At 42.8% G+C, this 14,106-nt stretch carries 17 protein-coding genes; 10 read left to right on the forward strand and 7 right to left on the reverse strand.

The window, feature by feature from the left end; all coding sequences use genetic code 11:
* Positions 1–10: 10 nt before the first annotated feature.
* A complete protein-coding gene (locus B4Z90_RS13155) occupies positions 11–973 on the forward strand; it encodes an NAD(P)H-dependent flavin oxidoreductase (RefSeq protein ID WP_286802439.1) in 963 nt (320 codons plus the stop codon).
* 93 nt (positions 974–1,066) lie between these two features.
* Positions 1,067–1,390 carry a hypothetical protein gene (locus tag B4Z90_RS13160; RefSeq protein ID WP_286802440.1) on the forward strand — a complete coding sequence of 108 codons (324 nt, stop codon included), beginning with the start codon at positions 1,067–1,069 and terminating at the stop codon, positions 1,388–1,390.
* 347 nt (positions 1,391–1,737) lie between these two features.
* Here B4Z90_RS13160 and B4Z90_RS13165 read toward each other — a convergent pair whose 3' ends face one another.
* On the reverse strand, positions 1,738–2,226 hold the full coding sequence (locus tag B4Z90_RS13165) for a JAB domain-containing protein (protein WP_286802441.1): 489 nt from the start codon (positions 2,224–2,226) through the stop codon (positions 1,738–1,740).
* A gap of 97 nt (positions 2,227–2,323) precedes the next feature.
* Here B4Z90_RS13165 and B4Z90_RS13170 point away from each other — a divergent pair, with 97 nt between their 5' ends.
* The 3 genes from B4Z90_RS13170 (at position 2,324) to B4Z90_RS13180 (ending at position 4,176) form a co-directional block, all read left to right on the forward strand.
* Positions 2,324–2,485, forward strand: coding sequence for a hypothetical protein (locus tag B4Z90_RS13170; protein WP_286802443.1), 162 nt, complete (start codon positions 2,324–2,326; stop codon positions 2,483–2,485).
* Between the two features lie 59 nt (positions 2,486–2,544).
* Positions 2,545–3,468, forward strand: a complete 924-nt coding sequence (locus tag B4Z90_RS13175; protein WP_286802445.1) for an NAD-dependent epimerase/dehydratase family protein — start codon at positions 2,545–2,547, stop codon at positions 3,466–3,468.
* Between the two features lie 477 nt (positions 3,469–3,945).
* Positions 3,946–4,176 carry a hypothetical protein gene (locus tag B4Z90_RS13180; protein WP_286802446.1) on the forward strand — a complete coding sequence of 77 codons (231 nt, stop codon included), beginning with the start codon at positions 3,946–3,948 and terminating at the stop codon, positions 4,174–4,176.
* A gap of 209 nt (positions 4,177–4,385) precedes the next feature.
* Here the strand turns inward: B4Z90_RS13180 and B4Z90_RS13185 are convergent, their stop codons facing one another.
* The 3 genes from B4Z90_RS13185 to B4Z90_RS13195 form a co-directional block, all read right to left on the reverse strand.
* A complete protein-coding gene (locus tag B4Z90_RS13185) occupies positions 4,386–4,652 on the reverse strand; it encodes a hypothetical protein (RefSeq protein ID WP_286802447.1) in 267 nt (88 codons plus the stop codon).
* A 3-nt stretch (positions 4,653–4,655) separates the two neighbouring features.
* Entirely contained in the window at positions 4,656–5,348 is a 693-nt protein-coding gene (locus B4Z90_RS13190) for a type 1 glutamine amidotransferase domain-containing protein (protein WP_286802448.1), read from the reverse strand.
* A gap of 315 nt (positions 5,349–5,663) precedes the next feature.
* Positions 5,664–6,008, reverse strand: a complete 345-nt coding sequence (locus tag B4Z90_RS13195; protein ID WP_286802449.1) for a winged helix-turn-helix domain-containing protein — start codon at positions 6,006–6,008, stop codon at positions 5,664–5,666.
* 260 nt (positions 6,009–6,268) lie between these two features.
* Here B4Z90_RS13195 and B4Z90_RS13200 point away from each other — a divergent pair, with 260 nt between their 5' ends.
* On the forward strand, positions 6,269–6,448 hold the full coding sequence (locus B4Z90_RS13200; protein WP_286802450.1) for a histone H1: 180 nt from the start codon (positions 6,269–6,271) through the stop codon (positions 6,446–6,448).
* Positions 6,449–6,590: 142 nt separating this feature from the next.
* Here B4Z90_RS13200 and B4Z90_RS13205 read toward each other — a convergent pair whose 3' ends face one another.
* Both B4Z90_RS13205 and B4Z90_RS13210 read right to left on the reverse strand, forming a co-directional pair.
* Entirely contained in the window at positions 6,591–6,992 is a 402-nt protein-coding gene (locus B4Z90_RS13205; RefSeq protein ID WP_286802451.1) for a helix-turn-helix transcriptional regulator, read from the reverse strand.
* A gap of 34 nt (positions 6,993–7,026) precedes the next feature.
* Complete coding sequence (locus B4Z90_RS13210) at positions 7,027–7,419, reverse strand: helix-turn-helix domain-containing protein (protein WP_349681262.1); 393 nt, start codon at positions 7,417–7,419, stop codon at positions 7,027–7,029.
* A gap of 134 nt (positions 7,420–7,553) precedes the next feature.
* Between B4Z90_RS13210 and B4Z90_RS13215 the strand changes: the two genes are divergently transcribed.
* From B4Z90_RS13215 to B4Z90_RS13230, 4 genes are all read left to right on the forward strand, one after another.
* Complete coding sequence (locus B4Z90_RS13215) at positions 7,554–7,838, forward strand: hypothetical protein (RefSeq protein ID WP_286802453.1); 285 nt, start codon at positions 7,554–7,556, stop codon at positions 7,836–7,838.
* A 109-nt stretch (positions 7,839–7,947) separates the two neighbouring features.
* Entirely contained in the window at positions 7,948–10,977 is a 3,030-nt protein-coding gene (locus tag B4Z90_RS13220; protein WP_286802455.1) for a SusC/RagA family TonB-linked outer membrane protein, read from the forward strand.
* A 10-nt stretch (positions 10,978–10,987) separates the two neighbouring features.
* Positions 10,988–12,379, forward strand: a complete 1,392-nt coding sequence (locus B4Z90_RS13225) for a RagB/SusD family nutrient uptake outer membrane protein (protein WP_286802457.1) — start codon at positions 10,988–10,990, stop codon at positions 12,377–12,379.
* Between the two features lie 22 nt (positions 12,380–12,401).
* A complete protein-coding gene (locus B4Z90_RS13230; RefSeq protein WP_286802458.1) occupies positions 12,402–13,742 on the forward strand; it encodes a redoxin domain-containing protein in 1,341 nt (446 codons plus the stop codon).
* A gap of 93 nt (positions 13,743–13,835) precedes the next feature.
* Here B4Z90_RS13230 and B4Z90_RS13235 read toward each other — a convergent pair whose 3' ends face one another.
* Positions 13,836–14,096: a hypothetical protein gene (locus B4Z90_RS13235; protein ID WP_286802459.1), complete on the reverse strand. Its 261-nt coding sequence runs from the start codon at positions 14,094–14,096 to the stop codon at positions 13,836–13,838.
* Positions 14,097–14,106 lie beyond the last annotated feature (10 nt).

Genomic DNA, 14,106 nt, shown 5'->3' on the forward strand with positions numbered 1-14,106 from the left:
CATATAAATTATGACTGTAGAAGAATTAAAATCAAGACTGAGTCTTCCTGTTATCGCCTCGCCTATGTTTTTGGTTTCCGGGACAAAACTCGTCATCGAATGCTGTAAAAACGGAGTTGCGGGTACTTTTCCAGCATTTAATGGCAAAACAAGCGAACGGTTTGAAGCAATGCTCGAAGAAATCACTTCCGAGCTGGAGAAATTCGAGCAGCAGACAGGTATTAAACCCGCCCCATTCGGTGTAAACATTATCGTCAATAAGACCAATCCTCGTATCCTTCCCGATCTGGAATTATGTAAAAAATACAAAGTTCCGATTATGATTACTTCATTAGGTGCGGTAAAGGAACTGGTAGATTCCGTTCACAGTTATGGCGGACTTGTATTCCACGACATCATCAAAAAACGCCACGCCGAAAAAGCTGCCGAAGCCGGTGTGGACGGACTTATCTGTGTATCTGCCGGAGCAGGCGGACACGCCGGAACTGCCAGTCCGTTTGCATTGGTTGCCGAAATCAGAAGTTTTTACAACGGTGCGATATTGCTGGCAGGAAGCCTGAATACGGGCAACGATATACTCGCCGGACAGACCATAGGAGCCGATTTTGCCTATATGGGAACTTGTTTTATCGCTACCAAAGAATCCCTTGCCCGGCAGGAATACAAGCAGATGGTCATTGATTCAGGGATCGATGATATTGTCTATACCGACAGTATTTCGGGTGTAAATGCCAATTTTCTGAAAAAGAGTATTGAAGCACATCAGGTCAATACTGACGCAAAAGTACAGGAAGATTTTTCGCAACTGAGCAACGAAAATGCAAAAGCCTGGAAAGACATCTGGTCTGCAGGACAGGGAAGTGCCGGTATTCATTCTGTACCGACCGTTTCGGATTTGATAACGCAATTGAAAGCAGAATACCGTTCGGCATTGGATAGAAACCTGAAAATTGCAGAACGGTTTAAGCATTAATAGATTAAGGATAAGAAGGTTTAACGAATCTTAATGCCTTAATGTTAAAAACAAATTAAATCGTCAAATTCAAAAATCAAATAGATATTTTTTATGAACCGGGAAACCTTTAAACAATTGTTGACCTCCCAAATCCCTATTGCCTGGATTGCAGGCGTAAGACTTGAAAGCTTCAGCGATAATGAGATGCAAACTTCAGTGGAACTCGATTTCCTGAACCAGAACCCTTTTAAAAGTATGTTTTGGGCCGTAGAAGGTATGGCTGCCGAATTTGCGGGCGGAATGATGATGCTTTCCAAAATAGAACAGTCCGGGCAAAATATCGCAACATTGGTAATAAAAAACGAAGCAACTTTTACCAAAAAAGCAATGCAAACTGTCCCATATCCAATCTTTATCAAAGGGTCATGCACCTAAAAAAAGGCGGTTTAAACTTTGAGATCGATGTATTCAAGATAACTGGATGGATAAATTCTACGATGAAATATTGCTAAAGTAGTATATTGGGTATTCATGTTTTCATTACTTAAGTAGCTATTAGTCGGGATGCTATGTGTAAAAATTAAAAACCCTGTCCCATTCCGTAAACCTGGTCATCATTAGGGTATATTTAATTTGAAATTTAAAACAATGAAAGAATTTACATTAATTTTCAGACTAAGGGATATTTCGGATTTCAAACCAACACCCGAACAAATGCAGAAAAGAATGAATTGATTAGCAGGTATTGCCTCACAAAACAAATTGGTAGACAAAGGCTGATCCTATAGCAAAGAAGGGGGCCAAAGCAACCCCTCATCCTGAAACGAAAAATATCCCTCGGTCGTGACAATAATGTGGTCAAGTATCCGGATCTCCAAAATCTGCCCAGCCATTACGATCTTCTTGGTGATTTCCTTATCGGCATTGCTGGGCTGCAAGTTGCCGGACGGATGGTTGTGGGCAAGTATCACACCCGTTGCATTCGCTTTGAGTGCTGCTGTCATGATGAGCTTGATGTCTACGTATGTAGCGGCTACTCCACCTGTGCAGATTTCGCAGACACCGAGTATCCTATTGGCGGTGTTGACCAGCAAGACCTTGAACTGCTCGACAAATTCGATGCGATCTTCATCCCAGCTTTCCAACAATACCTGATAGGCTAATCTTGACGAGTTGACCTTTGGCCTCATGGATGGCTTTACGTTGGTTTTGTAAACAAGCTGTACCTCGGCTACGGTGTGCATTGCTTGTGCTGTGCTGTTCGCTTCCATAATCTAATTTTTTGAAGTTTTTGAAAAGAATTAATTATGGTGCTTCGCGCGGGCATTGGTGAGCAAGTCCAAAAAGCAACGGAATAAATGAAGGGTGATGGGGATGGATCGTGTTTATGCCGGAATTTTTTGGTACGTCTCGGAGCCAATGCCCGAAATTGGTGCCGGAATTAAAGTTTTCGTGCAAAAAGAGAAAGTCCTGATCCGTTCAGACCGCCTTCGATCTGATGGTAATCCTGTAGGATTCACTAAAAATTAACACACATTCTGCCATAGGATACGTTGATTATCTTTATCATTGTGTAAAGACTTATGGCCATGCAAACTATATTAGGCGCGGGGGGTGATATCGGGAACCTACTTGCAAAAGAACTTAAACAGTTCACTGAAAAAATCCGTTTGGTAGCGCGACATCCCCGGCAAGTGAACGGAAATGATGAGTTGGTTGCTGCGGACCTTTTGGATTCCCGTGCGGTATCCGATGCTGTAGAAGGTTCGGAGATCGTGTACCTTACGGTGGGGCTAAAATATGATCTTCGGGTCTGGAAAGCACAGTGGCCGGTCATTATACGTCATGTAGTCGATGCCTGTATTCATCACAACAGCAAACTGGTCTTTTTCGACAATGTGTATATGTATGATAAGGAGGCTATACCAAATATGACCGAAGACAGCCGGATGGTTCCTACCTCGGAGAAAGGTGCCGTCCGCTTGGCGGTTGTCCGGCATATCTTTGAAGCGATACATACCAGAAATCTCAAAGCCGTGATCGCGCGGAGTGCCGATTTTTACGGGCCCGGATCTAAGAATGGAATTTTGAATATCCTGGTTTTGAATGCGGTTTCCAACGGCAAGAAGGCAAACTGGCAAGCCAATCCCCATAAGATTCATTCTTTTACCTATATCCCTGATGCCGCCAGGGCTACGGCAATCCTCGGCAATACCAAGAGTGCCTATAATCAGGTCTGGCATCTGCCTACTTCGTCCGAACGGCTTAGCGGTCATCAATTCGTTGAACTGGCAAATAGCATCAAGAACCAGAAAGGTTCCTACCGGGTGCTGTCTCCGTTTATATTATCTATAGGAGGTTTGTTTGACCGGACGATTAAGGAGTTGAAGGAGATGCAATACCAAAATGACCGGGACTATTTTTTCAATAGCGATAAGTTCTGTAAAGCTTTTGGTTTCACCCCCACAAAATACAGGGATGGCATCGCTGAAACGTTGGCAAGTACAGAGTAGGGTTATCTTGAAAGAAGTTTGGCGTGTTGCCTTATTAAGAAATCATGAAATCGTATGCTCCCCATTGTAGGTTTGGTAGATCCGATATATCTTTACGGTATCATAATTTAGGTTTATAATTGGTTAGTATGCATTCCCGACATCCCCGGTCGGGAATTGCTGTTTAGTCACTGTTCGGTTTAATCCAAAAAATGAACGTCGGTCCCCGGTTTATCGTTTCCACGGAAAACCGTTTAAAAATGAGGAAGTGATGTCGGGATTCCTCAGTGTGTATCGTCCGTTATTCAGCGGTGTTTCGCGAAGTTTCTGTAGGTTAAGTAATTGTTAAGTGCTTTTTTTAATGTTTTATGTTGTTTAATAGTTCAATAATGCCCCCTTTAAGCACAGTTTATCATCCATTATCAAAAGTAAAACTTAATATTGTCAGTCCTTTATTAGTGTTAACTTTGTATTAATTTCATATTAACATTTCAAGCTATGGCAAAAGAGAAAAAAGACACAAAAAAAGTACAAGAGGTTTCATTGAAAACCTGGGCAGCGGAACTGTTAGACGGTACATTTTCTGACATCAAAGCAAGTGTCGGTAAGAAGAAATTCAAAAGGAAAGTTAAAAAAGCAAGCAAAATCCTGACTTCCGGTGTGAAGAAAAGCGCCATCAAGCCGAAGGCTGAAAAAGTAGCCAAAAAAGAAAAAGTGAAAGCCGACTAATCATCGTTTTCCATGCACATCTGATAAGTCATATGGAACACTTTCGATCTAGGTCATATCTATTGACCAACTGAACCACTGCACAGTAATCTGATTACGTATTGTAGTGGTTTTTTAGTTGAAAATAACCAATCTCATTTACTCCGGAATGACACAACATACAGTGGTTATCATTATCCTCATCGTCAGGCTTTGATATTGTTACCGATTCAGAGCCTGTATCTCAGGCTCAGTACCCGCCAGATAACCTGTGCCAGCTCTTCTTCCAGCGCTGTCGCGGGGTCTGCAAATCGCCAGCATTGCCCATGCCGCTGCATGGTCAGGGGCTGGCCGTTCAAAAGTAACGACAGGCGTGTGGAATCACCGGTGATCTGTTTGGGTTCAATCACCCTAAAAAAGTAATCGGTGCCCTTATGGTTAACCCGCAATGACAGGCCGGGCAGGCTGTGATGCGAAAGTGGTGCAGGATTGTCCATAGGCTAAACGAGCTGTCCTTCCAATTCATTGACAACTGCCTGTGCCACATTCTGTGATGAAGCGGGGTTCTGACCGGTAATCAATATCCCATCCATCACTACAAATGATGTGAACGGGACGATGCCCTTTTCATACAAAGCCCCCATTGCTTTCAGGTGATCCTTCAATTCGAACGGAATGTGGTGATGCCGTTTCAGCAATGCCTCCTCGGTATTGCTGAAACAGGTCAACCGCCGTCCTTTCAGCAACTCCGGGTGCAGTTCAGCCGCCCAGATCAGTGACGCGGCACCATGGCCCACCATGGCAACAGGTTTTTCCGCCTCAAAGAAAGCAAGTACCAGCGCAGCGTTAGCAGCATCATGAGCCAGGTCGAACATCGCCCCATGACCATCCGCATAGAAGACCGCGTCATAGTCCGATACCGGTTTTTCTTCCAGTTTCCAGGTATTCTTCAGCTCTAGTTTAACAACACCATCGCCAAGGAAACGGGATGTGGAGGCAGTGGAATATTCAAGCTTTTCGCTGGTAGGGTCAATGGGTATATGCCCACCCTTTGGACTAGCCAGGGTGACTTCGTATCCCGTATCAAAAAATTCATAATAGGCGTCGGTGAATGAACTCAGCCAAACGCCTGTCGGCTCATTGGTCTCCAGCAGGGTGGATTGCGAACTCAGGACCATTAAGATTTTCTTCATACCTAGTCTATGGCAAAAAGGATGCAAAGATTCCGTCGCTTGCGTAACATAACAGAAATTTAACAAAAGTGTTAGCAACGTTATATAACCGGCAGTATTTTTATCCATATGTACGGTCAAAATGTCATATGATTTTTAGCAATCTGACCCCGGTGAACGATCAATTTGTCCACTTGTCCAATTTCTGCAGAACAGGGATTTAGTTGCGCATATTATCGGCTGGCCGTTTTTTGGTTTCAAAGAAAGTGGTTCCGGTTACATGGGGATGCCGATTTTTCCAAAATTTATAAATGGAATAGGTGGATTTGCAGGACATTACCTCATATCCTTCAGAATCCTCCATTGCCCTCCTTTATTAGGGCCTTCATGAACGATAAAATTGTTCGTTCTTAATATACGGATGTATCTTAGTACGGTCGATTCAGATATGTTAAGATCCTTTGCCATCTGCCGATAACTGGTCGTAGGATTATTTTTCAAGTATCTAAATACTTTCTCTTGTTTAGAGGTAAGGTCTGCATTCATTTCTGCATTCATTTCTATTTTGTCGTTATTATCTTTCTTTTCTAAGAAAAGCTCATGTATTGGCAGTGTCACCCGCATAGCAGTCCGGTGCTCATCGGTGTAGAATACAGGAGATGGGGATCCGTTTCGATTCATTTCTTTCAGGACTTGGCGGAATTCCCATCATGTTGAAACCATGTTCAATCAACAGTTGTCGAAATGATTCTTAATGTGATCTGCGGGGTGTCCAAGATAATGCAGAATCGAAAGGCCACATCTAGACCATTAGTTTTAAGAAAGGAACGGAATATAGGACGGATTTTATGAGCCAGTTTGGATTCTAGGCGTCTATTGGCATTATTTTGGTTGCATTCTAAAATAAGGTAATTTTATCGAAATTAAGCTAAAACGAAAACATGGAAAATTTTAACAAATTGAAAGAACTGGTAACCTCATTGGAGAGTGACGCTACTAAATTTTTTGAAAATGGGAACAGTGCTGCAGGAACACGGGTAAGAAAAGGTCTTCAGGAAATCAAAACCCTTGCGCAGGAAATCAGAGCTGAGGTGACTGCCATCAAGAACAAAGAAAAATAGGTTTTGGAATTTTATTCAGCAGTATTTTTTATTCTAAATCTGCTATTCGCACAGGGGTGAATAGCAGATTTGAACGTATCCTCGAGGAAGGCTTCTTAGCCACAGAATGGCTCTCCAATATTTTTTAATAGTTGTGGAATAACTATTTATTTTTTTTTACAAGTTCTTCTTTGAACTCCTTTCTTGCTCTGGCAAGTTCTTTTTCGAAAAATTTTATTGTTTCTTCAAGTGGATAAATATTCTGCGTCCCATTTGGCGAATTGATAACCGAGTTTTTCGCACTTTCATCATAAAAATTCACTGTATAATATAGAGCAGCTTCTTCATCGAGACTTTTAAGCCCTTCAACAGATACATCTAGTATTTCACATGCTTGTTTTAAGAGTTCATCTTCAATTTCATAGCTGTTTTCTAGCCTTGAAACTGCAGATTTGCTCATTTCTAACTTCTCGCCAAACTCTTCTTGACTAATGCCTCTAAGTTGTCTTGCTTTAGCAAGTTTACGGCCCATTGGCGTTTTATGTTTAAATGGTGTCTCTTCCATAAGTCCTATTAATTGTTACTACAAAAGTAACAACCTATTTTGCGTTTTCGATTTTTTTTAACAATTCAATTTTCTCTTTTTCACTTGCAAGCAGACGTTCGTAAACTTCTATCAATTTATCGGTCGGATTTATATGGTTATGGTAATCACCATTTACTACGCCGACAGAATTAGCCGTCACTGTGTTTATGTAGTAAAAAATCTTTTCCTCATCGAAGTGTTTAATTATTTCAGGCGTTACCCCCAAAGCATTCGCTACTTCTAACAGTTTCTCATCAGAGATATTGACCTCTTTCTCAAATTGGGACACAGCCTGTTGGCTTACTCCGAGCGAATGCGCAAGTGCTTCCTGTTTGATCCCCTTGAAATTCCTGATCTTAGCAATATTTCTGCCTATGCTTTTATTCTTCGTCTTGTAATCTTCCATATTAAACGTTATTAAGTCTGCGCTACCCCCAGGTTGTAAAAGTTTCAGTTCTGATTGTATTACTTCCCATATGGAACTTATTTAAACAGAACATTTTAAATAATTTTGTATTGCAAATTAAGAAAAAAAAGAAGATGTTCAAAATAGTAAAATACCCATCGCAGCCGGTAAAATACCAAGAAATGTTGGTACCATACCCTGGTATCGGCATCGGGTATTTTGTTGTTGTTGTAAAAGTGTCGTCTTCTTACGCAGTAAGAGCGTTTTACTGGAATATTACAGTACGTATAAGAGAAGTTATATCTCGTTTTAATGTGGATATTTTATTCAAAAAAAATTATTCTATGCAGACCTCATATCGCCTTATCTCTGATCTAGCATCAGAAAGATACAGACAGATCATCAAATATCCCGTGTAAGATCGTTGTCTCAAGATTCTGTGTGCTGTTCGCAAACAACCTGAACATTGCTCGCAACTGCCATACGTTACTATCTCAAAAGTTTAATTAACTAGATACTTCTATTATTATGAAAAAAAACAACGGCAAAAGCCGTGGGGGAATACTATTGTCCTATCAAAACCTAAGACCGCCTATTTTTACCGCGATTTTAATATGGATTGCCGTGTCATACGCTAATGCGCAGCTTCCTAGCGCGCATCGTGTCAGCGGCAAGGTCACTTCGTCTAAAGATGGCTCTCCGATAGCAGGTACTTCTATTCGCATCAAGAAGGGAGTCACGCAAGCTCTAGCTGACGGGAACGGTGAATTTAATCTGAATACTAATTCCAAAACGGGTATCCTTCAGATCAGTTGTGTAGGATTTAGGCCGCTAGAAGTCACCTTTGATCTAAATAAAGAAACCACTGTTTCCATACAACTGCAGGAGGATGTCAACTCCATGAACGAAGTGCAAGTGATCGGCTATGGTAAGGTATCCAAACGCTTCAACACGGGCAGTGTTGTAACGGTCAATGCTGAAGATATTGAGCGCCAAGCTGTGAGCAATCCGCTGGCTGCGCTGGCCGGACGGGTGCCAGGAATGACGGTGGAGCAGTCAAGTGGCAATCCGGGAGGTAAGTTTAATATCCAGATCCGCGGTCAAAGCAGCATTTCCCAAGGGAGTCAACCGTTGTTTTTGATAGACGGTATTCCATACCCAAATGATCAGATAACCTCTGGGATGACGGGACTGGCTAATCAAGGACAAAGCCCTATGAGCAATATAAATCCCTTAGACATAGAAAGCATAGAAATATTAAAAGATGCGGACGCAACAGCGGTATATGGGAGCAGAGGAGCAAATGGGGTAATATTAATCACAACCAAAAAAGGAAAAACGGGAGCAACAAGGATGGATGCGTCCGTTTATCATGGCGCAGGTCAGGTTACCCGAAGACTGGAATTACTTAACACGCAGCAGTATCTGACAATGCGAAAAGAGGCCTTTGCCAATGACGGCGTCGAACCGACCGCGACAAATGCACCGGACATCGTATTGTGGGATACGACCCGCTATACCGATTGGCAGGATCTCCTCATCGGTGGCACAGCACATTTTACTAACGCAAACGCAAGTCTGTCAGGGGGAAGTCCCAATACGCAATTCCTAGTAAGTGCAAATTATCATAGACAGGGCTCTGTATATCCGGGAAATTATGAAAATCAACAAGGGAAAACACATTTCAATTTGTCGCACACTTCGCAAGATAACCGTTTTACGGCGATTGTCGCTGGTAACTACAGTCTCGACAAAAACGAATTACCCGGATACGACCTAACCAATAGCATTACAATATCACCGAATAATCCACCATTATTTGATGAAGATGGAAACTTGAATTGGGAAGAAAACGGAGGGGCTTTTTCAAACCCGCTCACCTATCTTAAGAAGAAAGCAAGTGCAACAACCGATGTTTTCCGCGGCAATGTTAACTTGCAATATAAGTTCCTCGAAGAACTGTCCCTTAAGCTGGCCGGCGGATATAACGTGATCCAGTTCAACCAGATGGATACAAGCCCCAAGGCGTCCCTTGATCCCAATTCCAACACGACACCATCCTCTAGGTTTGCCAAAACAACGAACAAAAGCTGGATATTCGAGCCTCAGCTTGAATATACAAGACACAAGAACAACGGCAAATTGAGTATCCTTCTAGGGGCCTCACTGCAAAATGACGTGCTGGACGCAAATCTCATAGTAGCGGATGGCTTTTCGAATGATGCTGTAATTGAAGCCGTAGCTTTTGCAAATTCCATTACCGGAGAGACTTCCCACACCACATACAGCTACCAAGCTCTTTTCGGTAGAATCAATTATATCTACAATAACAAATATCTGCTCAACATTACCGGCCGCCGGGATGGCAGCAGCAGGTTCGGGCCTGAAAAACGAGTGGCCAACTTCGGCGCGATCGGCACGGGCTGGATATTTAGCGAAGAAAACTTCATTAAAAGACAGGCCAAATGGCTCAGCTTCGGAAAACTGCGTGCGAGTTATGGAATAACCGGCAATGATCAGATTGGAGACTATCAGTTCCTTGATAATTACAGGGCCAATCCATCACAGTATGAAGGACAGGTTGGGTACATTCCGTCGAGATTGTTTAACGCCGACTATACTTGGGAAAGAAACCGGAAGCTTGAAACAGGCCTTGAAATCGGTCTATTGGAGAATGCCATTTTTTTCAACGCTAACTGGTTCCGGCACCGTAGTGATAGCCAGCTGATCAATTATAGGCTTCCTAATCAGGTCGGGTTTTCATCCATTTTGCGTAATTATGGTGCATTGGTTCAAAACATGGGATGGGAATTCACGCTTTCTGCCACCGCGGTAAAGCAGGCGGAGTTCAGCTGGTCGTCATCGGTCAACCTGACGGTTAACAAAAACAAACTTCTTGATTTCCCGGGCTTGGAGACATCAAGCTATGCTAACAGCTTGGTTATTGGGAAACCTTTAAATATCGTCAGGTTAATCCAGTACACCGGTGTAGATATGGAAACTGGTATACATGTTTTCAATGGAACCTCTTTGCCGGATGATCAGATTGTCGTAGCGGATTTCACGCCGAAATTCCATGGAGGATTAAGCAACGACATCGTTTTCGGGAATTGGAATTTCAGTTTCCTATTACAGTTTGTAAAACAGGACGGGTACAATTACCTGCGGAGCTTAGCGAGGGGTTCTGCGCCTGGCACAAGGAGAAACCAGCCCATTGAGGTTTTGGACAGATGGCAGTATCCGGGACAGGCGACAAATGTTCAGCGGTTTACAACGACAGGTACAGCATCAACCGCCTTCAATAATTATATCGCTTATTCGGATGCCCCGGTATCGGATGCTTCCTTTATCAGGCTTAAAAACCTTTACATTTCTTATTCTCTGCCGAAAAATATCATACGGCATATAAGGTTGAAGGAGACAAGACTCTATTTCCAAGGCCAAAACCTATTTACGCTCACCTCTTATAGGGGCTTGGATCCCGAAACAGGGAGGCATGGCAGTATGACCCTGCCTACTCTTGCAGTGTACACCTTTGGTATCCATTTAAGCCTTTAACATTTTGATTATGAAAAAGAAACTAAAAACATACCCTTTGATGCTCCTTTGTTTTACATCAATCTTTGCTACGATATCCTGCGAAAGCTATTTGGCTATTGATCCGCCAAATGATAGACTTGAGACCGGATCGGTTTTCTCGGACAGCACATCCGCATCGTTGGCAATAATCGGTATTTACAGCGATATGATGTATAGCAATCTTGGATTTGTGGCTTCTCAAGGACGGCTAACAGGCTTATGTGCTGATGAATTGGATTACAGCGGAAGTTCGGATCCTATAATCCAATTCAGAGACAACAATATTCAAGTTGACAATTCGGAACTAAACTCGTTATGGGGTAATCTTTATAAACACATTTACCAGTCAAACAGTGCTATTGAAGGCATAGCAGCTTCTTCAGGAATCAGCGTATCAGCAAAAGAAACACTGACCGGTGAAGCAAAATTTATTCGCGCGTTCCTTCTCTTCCACGCGGTAAATTACTGGGGAGATATTCCTTTAACCATCAATACGGATTATCGTGTGAATGAATCAATGCCGAGGACTGAAACATCTCAGGTTTATGCACTGATTGTTTCGGACTTGGAATTTGCCATGGGAGCTCTGAAAGCCGATGACCACGCGGGCGCAAGAACAAGACCCCACAAGTGGACAGCCGCCTCTTTGCTGGCGAGGGTATACCTCTATCAGCAGCAATGGGAGAAGGCGGCCGAACTAGCTACGGAGATTATAGAATCAGGGAAATTCCTGCCGTTGCCCACTCTGGATGAGGTTTTTAAAAAGGAAAGTAGAGAAACGATATGGCAGCTTTTCCCCGCAACATCACTTACAGCAAACACCCCGGGCTATTATTACATTCCCTCATCACTAACCAATGCCACTATCCCCACCTATCCACTCCCACAAAACTTATACGGTAGTTTTGGATCTACAGACGAACGAAAAAACAGGTGGATAGGAGTAAAGGATGCAGGCCCTTACCTCTTTTCGCATAAATATAAGGAACGGTCAGCGCCGGTCGCTGAAAGAACTGAATACACCGTGATATTCCGCGTAAGCGAGCAGTTTCTGATAAGAGCCGAAGCTCGGCTACACCTTTCCGATCTGTTGGGCGCCGTGAGTGATTTGAATACGATCAGGGCACGAGCCACCGCAAATCCACTATCATCCAACCTCTCCTACGAAGAGGTGTTTCTCGCCATTGAAAACGAAAGGAGACTTGAATTATTTAACGACTGGGGTGGACATCGGTGGTTTGACTTAAAAAGGACCGGCCGCGCCGATAGCATCCTTGGTCCATTAAAGGGCAATAGCTGGCAATCCACTGATAAGTTCTGGCCAATACCGCTGAATCAGCTTTTGACAAACCAGAATTTAACCCAAAATCCAGGCTATTGAAAACATTGAAATGTTTGATCTTATGAAATATACCACAACATATAAAACTGTTCTCCTGTATCTTCTACTTCTGATGCAGTGTCCCAATATTAAAGGGCAGGAAATAAAGGATGTTAAACCATTGGCTGTCGGTGACACGCTTCCAGAACTGTTGCTTAGCGATATCCTCAATTTCGAAGGGGATACAATTCGGCTATCCGATTATAAAGGCAAGGCTATTTTGCTTGATTTTTGGGCTACATGGTGCACACCCTGTGTCGCTGCCTTTCCCAAGCTAATGGATATCCAACAAAGATTTAAGAATGATCTGCAGATTATTCTGTTAAGTTCGGATAAAGAGGAAAAAATCCGGATGTTCTATAAAGATAGGACTGACTTCCCTTTTCCTACGGTTCTTTGCAAACCGTCCAGCACGGTACGAAAGTTATTTCCCCACCGCGAAATCCCCCATTACATTTTGATAGACTCGGACCATAAAATAAATGCGATTACCGATGGAACGTCAATAAATATGGAAAGTGTCGAGCGTTTGATAAGGAAACTACCTTTTACACTTTACCAAAAAGACGATTCGCTGAAAATGCTTGACCTCAGGGGCATGGTAGTCGATAGCATCGACGTTGGTTCAATGAATGTAAGAACGATTTCTATTGATAGCACAGTACAATACGGATCGCAGATATCGGGATATGACTGGCGGATCACCGGAGGGGCCGATTTCTCTAGGAAGGGATATGAAAACCGTTTTTTAGAATTCAGAAATTACTCGGTTATCGCACTTTACCGAATGGCCTACTTTGGTCTAAACAGTGCTTATAAAGATATGGTTCTGATTGAAAACCCCAATGAGAATCTTGACTACCCGATTGGGGCAACCAAGCAAGACTACGAAGATTGGCGGGTAAAACATACTTATAGTTACAGAGTAATTTTACCGCCTCATAGAGCCGATATTGCCCTCCGCTACCAATACATGCAACGGGACCTGAAGAACTTCTTCGGGTTGAATGCGCGTTTTGAGGAAAGGATGGTCGATTGTCTTGTCTTAACGTCTAAATCTCCGGAACGATTACTCAGTAAAGGGGCAGAGCCCTCAAGGGATGTTAAGGTCAATGACCGAATTGTACTTACAAATTTGCCTCTATCGGCATTAATTAGTTCCTTAGGAAAGTTTGGCGTTAACTATACCGGCGACTTTTCGCAGCAAAGGCTACCCATTATAAATGAAACAGGGATCACAGAAAATATTGATGTAAGTCTGATGGACATCTATTCCAGACAGTCTCTGATGAAGGCGTTGGAGAGGTATGGCTTAAAACTTGAGAAACAAAAGAGAAACTGTAAGGTTTTGGTTATCAAATAGAATTATCCCTCCCTAGACACTTCGTCTATGGGAGGGATAATCCAATCCGACAACCTTGATGGACACATGTTACTTACAGTGTTTCAATAGTGTTTAACTACTGAATTGTCCACTGATCTTTCTGTCGGGAGTCGATGCCCCTTCATCAAAGTGGTACAAACAAGTTTCATCCGTTACGTCCGGACACATGTTTTCAGCGGCACTTGTCGATGTAGCTTCAGGACTTCCGCTGCCACTTTGATTGGTATACCAACCTTGTTCAACCAACAAATTTTTAGCACCTGCGGTCCCAGCAAGTGCAGTGCCTACAGCCACTATGGCGGTAAACATAGTTACTACGCGTTTTAGTTTCATAGCGTGAGTA

It is taken from the genome of Sphingobacterium sp. UBA5639 (assembly GCF_002421245.1).
In the GTDB taxonomy this organism is placed as follows: Bacteria; Bacteroidota; Bacteroidia; order Sphingobacteriales; family Sphingobacteriaceae; genus Sphingobacterium; species Sphingobacterium multivorum.

What these genes read in the sequence shown, in the direction of transcription:
- B4Z90_RS13155 (WP_286802439.1), top strand. Translation starts at nt 11, where the DNA reads ATGACTGTAGAAGAATTAAAATCAAGACTGAGTCTTCCTGTTATCGCC.
- B4Z90_RS13160 (WP_286802440.1), top strand. Translation starts at nt 1,067, where the DNA reads ATGAACCGGGAAACCTTTAAACAATTGTTGACCTCCCAAATCCCTATT.
- B4Z90_RS13165 (WP_286802441.1), bottom strand. Translation starts at nt 2,226, where the DNA reads ATGGAAGCGAACAGCACAGCACAAGCAATGCACACCGTAGCCGAGGTA.
- B4Z90_RS13170 (WP_286802443.1), top strand. Translation starts at nt 2,324, where the DNA reads ATGGGGATGGATCGTGTTTATGCCGGAATTTTTTGGTACGTCTCGGAG.
- B4Z90_RS13175 (WP_286802445.1), top strand. Translation starts at nt 2,545, where the DNA reads ATGCAAACTATATTAGGCGCGGGGGGTGATATCGGGAACCTACTTGCA.
- B4Z90_RS13180 (WP_286802446.1), top strand. Translation starts at nt 3,946, where the DNA reads ATGGCAAAAGAGAAAAAAGACACAAAAAAAGTACAAGAGGTTTCATTG.
- B4Z90_RS13185 (WP_286802447.1), bottom strand. Translation starts at nt 4,652, where the DNA reads ATGGACAATCCTGCACCACTTTCGCATCACAGCCTGCCCGGCCTGTCA.
- B4Z90_RS13190 (WP_286802448.1), bottom strand. Translation starts at nt 5,348, where the DNA reads ATGAAGAAAATCTTAATGGTCCTGAGTTCGCAATCCACCCTGCTGGAG.
- B4Z90_RS13195 (WP_286802449.1), bottom strand. Translation starts at nt 6,008, where the DNA reads ATGAATCGAAACGGATCCCCATCTCCTGTATTCTACACCGATGAGCAC.
- B4Z90_RS13200 (WP_286802450.1), top strand. Translation starts at nt 6,269, where the DNA reads ATGGAAAATTTTAACAAATTGAAAGAACTGGTAACCTCATTGGAGAGT.
- B4Z90_RS13205 (WP_286802451.1), bottom strand. Translation starts at nt 6,992, where the DNA reads ATGGAAGAGACACCATTTAAACATAAAACGCCAATGGGCCGTAAACTT.
- B4Z90_RS13210 (WP_349681262.1), bottom strand. Translation starts at nt 7,419, where the DNA reads ATGGAAGATTACAAGACGAAGAATAAAAGCATAGGCAGAAATATTGCT.
- B4Z90_RS13215 (WP_286802453.1), top strand. Translation starts at nt 7,554, where the DNA reads ATGTTCAAAATAGTAAAATACCCATCGCAGCCGGTAAAATACCAAGAA.
- B4Z90_RS13220 (WP_286802455.1), top strand. Translation starts at nt 7,948, where the DNA reads ATGAAAAAAAACAACGGCAAAAGCCGTGGGGGAATACTATTGTCCTAT.
- B4Z90_RS13225 (WP_286802457.1), top strand. Translation starts at nt 10,988, where the DNA reads ATGAAAAAGAAACTAAAAACATACCCTTTGATGCTCCTTTGTTTTACA.
- B4Z90_RS13230 (WP_286802458.1), top strand. Translation starts at nt 12,402, where the DNA reads ATGAAATATACCACAACATATAAAACTGTTCTCCTGTATCTTCTACTT.
- B4Z90_RS13235 (WP_286802459.1), bottom strand. Translation starts at nt 14,096, where the DNA reads ATGAAACTAAAACGCGTAGTAACTATGTTTACCGCCATAGTGGCTGTA.